The 8,419-nt window shown below is 37.3% G+C and carries 8 protein-coding genes and 1 pseudogene; all 9 read left to right on the forward strand.

Going from position 1 to position 8,419, the window contains the following annotated elements; translation table 11 throughout:
* Positions 1–240: pseudogene (locus tag Q0F90_RS05330) on the forward strand (LPS export ABC transporter periplasmic protein LptC); the annotation flags it as partial.
* Positions 241–252: 12 nt separating this feature from the next.
* Entirely contained in the window at positions 253–975 is a 723-nt protein-coding gene (locus Q0F90_RS05335; RefSeq protein WP_296004012.1) for an LptA/OstA family protein, read from the forward strand.
* 9 nt (positions 976–984) lie between these two features.
* The gene (gene lptB, locus Q0F90_RS05340; RefSeq protein ID WP_296004014.1) at positions 985–1,704 is read left to right on the forward strand and encodes an LPS export ABC transporter ATP-binding protein; all 720 of its coding nucleotides are present in this window, start codon (positions 985–987) and stop codon (positions 1,702–1,704) included.
* Positions 1,705–1,712: 8 nt separating this feature from the next.
* Complete coding sequence (locus tag Q0F90_RS05345; protein ID WP_296004016.1) at positions 1,713–2,804, forward strand: LptF/LptG family permease; 1,092 nt, start codon at positions 1,713–1,715, stop codon at positions 2,802–2,804.
* Between the two features lie 85 nt (positions 2,805–2,889).
* The gene (locus tag Q0F90_RS05350; RefSeq protein WP_296004017.1) at positions 2,890–4,104 is read left to right on the forward strand and encodes a DUF3084 domain-containing protein; all 1,215 of its coding nucleotides are present in this window, start codon (positions 2,890–2,892) and stop codon (positions 4,102–4,104) included.
* Between the two features lie 114 nt (positions 4,105–4,218).
* A complete protein-coding gene (locus tag Q0F90_RS05355; RefSeq protein WP_296004019.1) occupies positions 4,219–4,746 on the forward strand; it encodes a hypothetical protein in 528 nt (175 codons plus the stop codon).
* Positions 4,736–5,605, forward strand: coding sequence for a YitT family protein (locus tag Q0F90_RS05360; RefSeq protein WP_296004020.1), 870 nt, complete (start codon positions 4,736–4,738; stop codon positions 5,603–5,605). The genes Q0F90_RS05355 and Q0F90_RS05360 overlap by 11 nt, the downstream gene beginning before the upstream one ends.
* Positions 5,606–5,614: 9 nt before the next feature.
* Positions 5,615–6,199: a signal peptidase I gene (lepB, locus tag Q0F90_RS05365; RefSeq protein WP_296004022.1), complete on the forward strand. Its 585-nt coding sequence runs from the start codon at positions 5,615–5,617 to the stop codon at positions 6,197–6,199.
* 493 nt (positions 6,200–6,692) lie between these two features.
* The gene (locus Q0F90_RS05370; RefSeq protein ID WP_296004024.1) at positions 6,693–7,952 is read left to right on the forward strand and encodes an S-layer homology domain-containing protein; all 1,260 of its coding nucleotides are present in this window, start codon (positions 6,693–6,695) and stop codon (positions 7,950–7,952) included.
* The last annotated feature ends 467 nt before the right edge of the window (positions 7,953–8,419 follow it).

Genomic DNA, 8,419 nt, shown 5'->3' on the forward strand with positions numbered 1-8,419 from the left:
GTATTGACTGGTGACCGCAATTCTCTTGATATCGACCAAGGCGTTACAGCTACCAATACGGAAGGTGCAGAATTTAAAACGGAAGCCCTTCACTTTGATAATAAAACGAAAACGTTGACATCTAAGACGGCTTTTACCTATAACAGCAAGGATGTAACTCTTACAGGCGACAAGCTTGAAGGTAATATGTCTTTGAAAATTATTAAAGCTATTGGCAACGCAAAATTAACGAAGAAGTAATTGAGAGGAAATATGATGAATAAGAAAAAACAGATTGGTATGGCTATTTTGGCTGTACTCATGACAGCATCTGTTACAGCTTGGGCTGCAAATGATCCATTGACTATTAGTGCTGATACATTGTCTTATGATGGCAATACAGGCCGTGCTGACGCAATAGGTAATGTTGTTATCACTCAAGCGGATAAAACTATGACTGGTGCCAATGGTTGGTACAATACAAAAACTCAAGAAGCAAGTCTTGAAGGTGGGGTATCCATGATTGGTTCTGATATGGCTATGTCTGCCCAATCAGTTCATAGTTACAACAATAATAAATTCACTGCTAACGGTGGTGTTCATTTACAACGTGGCGATCGCCAAATATTTGGTGACAGTGTGGAATATAGTACTGATTCCGAATATGGTCTCGTTAGTGGTAATGCTCGATTGATTGCTGAAGGTACAACTTTGACAGGTGATCAAGTAGAAGGTTGGTTGCGAGAAATTCGTGCAGTAGCACAAGGTAATGTTACTTTCAATAATCCTGAAAGAAATGTTTCTGGTTCTGCAGATCGAGCTACATACACACAAACACCAAACCAAAATGATGGTGTTGTACTCTTATCTGGCTCTGCTCATGCCGTTCAAAACGGCAATGTGCTGAATGCACCAGAGCTTAGAATTCGTCTAGCTGATGATTCTGCTGAAACATTAGGTGGCCGTAGTACACTCATCATTGTTCCGAATAAATAAGGATAGTATATGTATATAGAAACCAAAAACTTAGTTAAAACCTTTAGCGGGAGAAACGTAGTGGATGGGGTAAGTCTACGCGTTGATAAAGGGCAAGTTGTAGGTCTATTAGGTCCTAATGGGGCCGGTAAAACTACGTCATTCTATATGATTGTAGGTATTGAAAGACCAAGCTCGGGGACCATTACCGTTGATGGCAAGGATATTACCAATATCCCTATGTATAAACGGGCTGCTGAAGGTATTGGATACCTACCACAAGAGGCATCAATCTTTAGATCTATGTCTGTAGAGGACAATATTCGTGCTATGTTACAGACTACGACGAAAACACCTGATGAGATTGAAGCTATTGTGGAGTCGTTAATTGAAGAATTCCATATCGGTCATGTTCGCGATCGCATGGGGATGCAATTATCTGGTGGTGAACGACGTCGTGTAGAAATTGCTCGTTGTCTTGCCCTAGAACCTAACTTCATCCTTTTGGACGAACCCTTTGCTGGTGTCGATCCCATTGCAGTAGCGGACATTCAACAAATTATCTTACATGTTAAAAATCGAGGTATTGGTATTTTGATTACGGACCACAATGTACGTGAAACATTGGGGATTGTAGACAAAGCTTATATTTTGAGTAGTGGCAAAATCCTCCTAGAGGGTACCCCTGATGAAATCGCAAACGATCCAATCGCTCGCGAACATTACTTAGGGGATAACTTTAAATTATAGGAGGGACTATGAGATTATTAGATAAATATATTTTAAAAGCTTTCGTAGGCCCATTCCTATTTGGGGTATTTGCTTTTACCAGTATCTTTATTGGTACAGGTACATTATTTAGAATTGCACAATACATTACTGAATATGGGGCGCCATTGTTGCTTGTTATGAAAGCCTTTGTATTGGCCTTACCGAGTATCGTTATCTTAACATTCCCTATGTCAGTACTTTTGGCTTCTCTTATGACCTTTAGTCGTTTGAGTAGCACTAGCGAAATCGTAGTTATGCGTGCCGGTGGCCTTAGTTTCTTGCGTTTGGCGATGCCTGTATATATTATTGCTCTTTTGATTTCTATTGGAGCGGTAGCATTTAATGAATTTGTGGTACCTCGTACAAATCATATGTATCAAACTATTGTACGAGAAGAAATCATGAAAAATGCAACTCCTCAAACACAAAATCACATTGTGTTGAAAGCGATGAATGGTGAAGAGTTAGGTACATTAATGTATGCGAAAAGCTACAATGCTGAGACTAAACAGTTGTCTATGATTACGGTGCAACAGTTTGGAGACGGCGGCAAATTGCAACAAGTTGAAAATGCTGACACTGCTATCTGGAATGGTCAGTACTGGGTAATGCAAAATGGTATTATCTATGACCTATCTGCTGGAGACGGTGTAGAGCGGACTATGAAGTTCAAGGAACAATCCTTACCAATTAAGTCTGCTCCAAAAGATATTCAACAAGATCAACGTAAACCTGAAGAATTGACAATTAAGGAATTACGTCATCAAATTAAAGCCTATAAGGCAGCCTATACGAATGCGAATAAGTTGGAAATGGAAATGTACCAACGTTTTACAATTCCGCTTGCTAGTTTTGTCTTTGCCTTAGTCGGTGCGCCACTAGGTCTTCAAAAACAACGGTCTAGTTCATCTATCGGCTTTGGTATTAGTATTTTGATTATTTTCATTTACTATGGTGTAATGACCTTTGCCGGTGCTTTAGGTAAAGGTGGTGCATTGCCAACGGTGTTGGCCGCTTTAATACCTGATACATTAGGTATTATCGCTGGTTTATATTTAAATTGGCGTGTATCTAAATAACCTAGTATAAAAGGAAATAAATCTTAGTTACGAAATACTGAATTATCGTACTGAAAAATTGTAATCTTATGAAAGGAGGGACTCGATGGTAGTAGGTGTTAAAATTTTAATAATTATTGCCCTTATGGGTGGTCTTATTGCCTACATGGGGGATAAGTTAGGCACCAAAGTTGGTAAGCGTCGTATGTCCCTCTTTGGATTACGACCTAAGCATACGTCTATTATTGTTACTATTGTAACGGGTCTTTTAGTTGCTGCCGCAACAGTAGGTGTCTTATCCTTTACGTCTCAAAGTGTAAGAACAGCGCTATTTGGGATGGATCAGTTGCGAGCAGATATGAAGCAACTTAACGAAGAGGTGGCTGCTAAGACACAAGAGCTTATTCGCGGTAAAGCGTTGCTAGAACAAAATAAGCAAGAGCTTGAAGAACGAATGGCTGAAATTGAGCAAATTCGTCGTGACGTAGAGGCTACAAAAGCAGAATTAGCTAGTGCTCAAGCGGCTAAAGATGCCACAGAGGCTGAGTTAGCATCTTTACAGGCATCTTATGATGATGTATCTAAAAAGCTTGCTGATCTTGAGGCTACTCGAGCTACGATGGAAGCCCATATAAAAGATCTTCAAAATACACAAGAACAATTGCAAAATGGCATTATTCATTTACGGGAAGGAACAATATTGTTCCAAGTAGATCAATTATTGGCACAAGCTGTTGTTCGTCCTGGATTGAGTGCGGAAGATAGCAATGCGGCTATTAAGCATATTATTGATGATACTAATCAGTTAGTCTTGCGTCGTCTTGGTATAGAAGATCAAGGACAAGCTGTAGTCTATGTGGATCGTCAAAATATTGAGGTAGCTACTCAAAAGTTAATCGACTCTAAGACACCAATGGTTGTTCAAGTTGTAGCGGCTGGAAATATTATTTCTGGAGAACCTGCTGTAGCGCTTATCCAAGTATATCCACAACAGTTTATCTATAAGAATAATGAAATTATTCACTCTGCTGTTATGGATGGTGGTAGCAATGCTCAATCAGCTATGCTTCAATTCTTGAAGCAAGTAAATGAAAAAGCAAAAGCCAAAGGTATTATTCCTGACTCCTTATCTGGAGATATTGGAACAATTCCTGGGGATGATTTATTCACTGCCATTAGACGTGTCAGCACAATGCATGGTAAGGTTCATGTAGAGGCCTATGTTGATGGTGATACTTATTCTTCTGGCCCTGTACATCTTAAATTACGTATTACCCAAATGCCTGTTTTTAATGATAAGGCTAAAATGAAAACAAATTAATATAAGTATGTTGGTTTCATACATTATAATAGAGAAGGTTTTATGTAAATTTTTACATAAGACCTTCTTTTTATGTTAAAATATAACTACTGTATTTACAAAGAGGGTAGTTAAATGACTGAAAATACATATATTTTAGCAGTAGATCCAGGCAATGAAAAAACTGGTGTTGCTATCGTGACACCCGATGGAACTATGATATGCCGCAACATTATTTCTACGAAGACCTTCAATGATGATATTGAACGTCTATTAACAGACTATTATGGAATCGTTCATATTGTATGTGGTAATGGTACGAACCATAAACATTTGTATCCATCTCTTCAACAAATTGGACGTAACCATAAAATCACTACAAGTTTAATTGATGAGTCTCATAGTACAGAAGAGGCCCGTAAATTATATTGGAAATACAATCCGCCGACAGGGTGGCGCAAGTTTCTTCCTACATCTATGCAGTTTCCGCCTGAACCTGTAGATGATTTAACGGCTCTCGTTATTGGCTTGCGCTATACAAAGCAGTTGGCTCAATTTGAGACAGAAGTAAAAGAAGAAACCATAAGCTCTAGTGAGTTAGAAGAAAAACGATTACATGCTATGGAGCAGTTATACGGAAAAGGAGAAGTACATGACAAGTGACACTTCAACGCGTAGCTGGTCAAACCTTATTATGCGTTGTGTAATGATGATTTTAGGGGCCTTCATCTATACGGTGGGCCTAGATTTATTTTTAGTACCCAATAGCATCATCGACGGTGGTGTAGTTGGTATTTCATTGATGGCTGCAGAATTATCTGGTGTATCTTTTAGTATTTTCGTAGTACTTATCAATTTACCATTCTTGTATTTAGGCTATAGAGCAATCGGTAAAGGATTTACCTTATCTACATTGTTCTCCATTGTCTGGATGGCCATATTTTCTAATTTTGCCCATGATTTTACACCGATTACGACAGATCCATTCTTAGGCTCTATTTTTGGTGGTATAATCTTAGGTATTGGGGTAGGTCTTATTATTCGTAATGGTGGTTCTTTAGACGGTTCTGAAATCGTAGCTATTATTTGGGATAAGAAGTCTACCTTCTCCGTAGGTGAAATCGTAATGGCTATGAACTTAGTCATTCTTGGGGCGGCAGGCTTTGTCTATAGTTGGAATAGTGCAATGTACTCATTGATTGCTTATTTCATTGCTTATAAGATGATTGACGTAACAATTACAGGTCTTGAAGAATCTAAAGGCGTTATGATTATTACTGATGCGGATAACTCTAAAGATATTGCAGATGCCTTAAATGCTAATCTCAATCGAGGTGTTACAATCATGTATGGTGAAGGCGGTTATTTAAAGCAACCGAAGCATATATTATACTCTGTAGTAACTCGTCTTGAGATTACAAGATTAAAGGATACTGTTTATGAAGTAGATCCAGCTGCGTTTATTACCATTCAAGACGTACATGATGTCTTTGGTGGACGATTTACGAAAGGTGGTCATTAAGGGGATAGTATGAGTAATAAATTAGGTAATACAATAATAAAAGAAATTCTAGATTGGATTTATGCCATTGTTTTAGCGTTGATTATTGCTATGGTAATCCATATCTTTTTGATTCAACCAACACGTGTATCTGGTGAATCCATGGATGATACATTGCATAATGGTCAATATTTAATCGTTACTAAATGGCACCATATTATGAATGAAATGCCAGAGTACGGTCAAATTGTTATTATCGATAGTCGAGTTAACCGTGCTCGTACTTGGGTGGATGATGTGAAGGAGCCATTGATGAACTACGCATCTGTCTTTAACAAAGCTGCTCAAACTAATGATGTATGGGTAAAACGCGTTATCGGTCGCCCTGGTGATGTATTGGAGTTTAAAGATGGTCACGTATGGCGTAATGGGGAACAATTACAAGAGCCATATACTAAAGATCTTAAAATGAACTTTACTCGTTCTACACCTGTAACAGTTCCAGAGGGTCATGTATTTGTAATGGGGGATAATCGAAATCACTCTAGCGATAGTCGCTTTATCGGTCCTGTTCCTGTAGACCATATTTTAGGATTTGTATCCTACGCAATTTAATAAATAGTGAAAGCCTATCTACTGATGTAGTAACATCGTAGATAGGTTTTTTTGTTAGAAAAATCTAAGTATCATCAAAAATAAAACTATCATTATTTATAAATAAAAATACTCAGTGATGATAAAGTAAATTAGAAAAATTAATCAATATAATGTGTTAACTTTATAAAAAAGCCCAAAAATTAACTTCATAAAAAGAAATTTTATAAAATTTAATTTTGAAAAATGTAGTAGAAATCTATGTTTATAAGCTTATTTTTATTCATGAATGAAATTTCATCAAATTTAGTTGTACAAAATGCTTTACAAAAATTTTCAGTGGTGGTATATTCACATCACAGAAGGACGACACCACAAAGTGGTTGACCTAAGATAGATAATTAGCAGAGGAAACGTGGACACTCCTAATAGATCTTTCATAGTGATACTACATTTGTAGTGAATGTCTTCTGCGAATATATATTCTTATATGATAAGAAAGAAGGAATTCATTATGAAAAAACAATTTGCTACAATTTTAGCAGCAACTGCAGTATTAGGTGTAACAACAGCATTCGCTGCAAACCCATTCTCCGATGTAACTCCAGATAGCTGGGCATACCAAGCAGTATCCCAATTAGCACAATCTGGTATCGTTAATGGTTACCCAGATGGCACTTTCAAAGGCCAAAACAATATCACTCGTTACGAAATGGCTCAAATGGTAGCTAAAGCTATGGCTAACCAAGACCGTGCTAACGCAGAACAACAAGCAATGATTAACCGTTTGGCTGATGAGTTCTCCAACGAGTTGAACAACTTAGGCGTTCGAGTATCTCGCTTGGAAGACCGCGTAGGTAATGTAAAAGTAACTGGTGATATGCGTATTCGTCACCAAGGCTCTGAGGATAGCGGAGTTTACTCCGATGGTAAATCCTTAACAGATGGCCGTGCACGTGTACAATTCAATGCTAAAGTAAACGATAAAACTGAAGCAGTTGTTCGTGTAAAAGGTAACTATGAATTTGGTGATTCCACAAAAGGTGCTGACGCAAAAATCGATCGTGCCTATGTAGATCACAAATTTGGTAATCATGTATCCGCTAAAGGCGGTCGTTTCCAACAAACAATTGGTAGCGGTTTGATGTACGATGATACATTTGACGGCGCTCAATTGAACGTAGGTAACGATAAAGTTCAAGTACAAGGTGCATACGGTTACATGGTAGACGGCGCAGCTGCTGGCAACTCCAAATCTGATAACCCTTCCGTAGCTTATGTAGGTGTTAAAGGTAAAGTTGGTCAAGAATCTACAGTAGGTGGTTTCTACTCCAAATTATCTAGCGGCAACTTGAACCACAACGGTTCTACAGTAACTTCCGATAGCCAAGACGTATACGGCTTCAATGCGGACTTCCGCAAAGATAAAGTATGGGTTGGTGGTGAATGGTTGAAAGCTTCCAACGTATCTGACTCCCAAGCTTGGACAGCAGGTGTTGGTTATGGTAACTACGATATCTCTAAAAAAGGTACATGGGATGTAAAAGGTCAATACTTCAACCAAAAAGCTAACGCTCCTATCGTAAGCTCCACTTGGGATCAAGCATATGACTTAACAAATACATCTAATGGTTACAAAGGTTACATGGCTAGCGTAGACTACGCAGTACAAGATAACGTAGGCTTATCTGCTGGTTATGGTTTCAACTCTAAAGACCAAAGCGGTAAAGATCTTTCCGATTTCTATCGTGCAGAATTAAACTACAAATTCTAATTCTCTCACAAACAAAAAGAGACTTCTTCGGAAGTCTTTTTTTGTGTATAAAAAATCTATTTATTATCTTTTGTATATAATAGTATATATATAGTAAAATAAATACATATATATAAGAAGTTATAACATCGAAATAATTAGTAGTTGTCTATATTGTTTGTACAATATGTTGTATGAGGTGTTTATGAACCATTTCTGTATAAAACATGCGATAAGTTATTAATAGATATTAGATTAATTAGTTTAACTTAATAATAACGACGATAATTAATCTCATTTAGACTAAAAATGGATAAATTTAATAATTTTATTGAAAAAAATTATGCCTCATAAAACTAGATATTATCTAAATTTGAAGGCATTTTAAATTATAAAATTTTTATAATGAGAATGAAATTGAGAAAAAAGGGTTTACACGAAAATTTGGTTATGCTAATATCACCGTACAAGAGATAACAAACACATGA

The organism is uncultured Veillonella sp. (genome assembly GCF_934190855.1).
GTDB lineage: Bacteria > Bacillota > Negativicutes > Veillonellales > Veillonellaceae > Veillonella.

What these genes read in the sequence shown, in the direction of transcription:
- Q0F90_RS05335 (WP_296004012.1), top strand. Translation starts at nt 253, where the DNA reads ATGATGAATAAGAAAAAACAGATTGGTATGGCTATTTTGGCTGTACTC.
- lptB (WP_296004014.1), top strand. Translation starts at nt 985, where the DNA reads ATGTATATAGAAACCAAAAACTTAGTTAAAACCTTTAGCGGGAGAAAC.
- Q0F90_RS05345 (WP_296004016.1), top strand. Translation starts at nt 1,713, where the DNA reads ATGAGATTATTAGATAAATATATTTTAAAAGCTTTCGTAGGCCCATTC.
- Q0F90_RS05350 (WP_296004017.1), top strand. Translation starts at nt 2,890, where the DNA reads ATGGTAGTAGGTGTTAAAATTTTAATAATTATTGCCCTTATGGGTGGT.
- Q0F90_RS05355 (WP_296004019.1), top strand. Translation starts at nt 4,219, where the DNA reads ATGACTGAAAATACATATATTTTAGCAGTAGATCCAGGCAATGAAAAA.
- Q0F90_RS05360 (WP_296004020.1), top strand. Translation starts at nt 4,736, where the DNA reads ATGACAAGTGACACTTCAACGCGTAGCTGGTCAAACCTTATTATGCGT.
- lepB (WP_296004022.1), top strand. Translation starts at nt 5,615, where the DNA reads ATGAGTAATAAATTAGGTAATACAATAATAAAAGAAATTCTAGATTGG.
- Q0F90_RS05370 (WP_296004024.1), top strand. Translation starts at nt 6,693, where the DNA reads ATGAAAAAACAATTTGCTACAATTTTAGCAGCAACTGCAGTATTAGGT.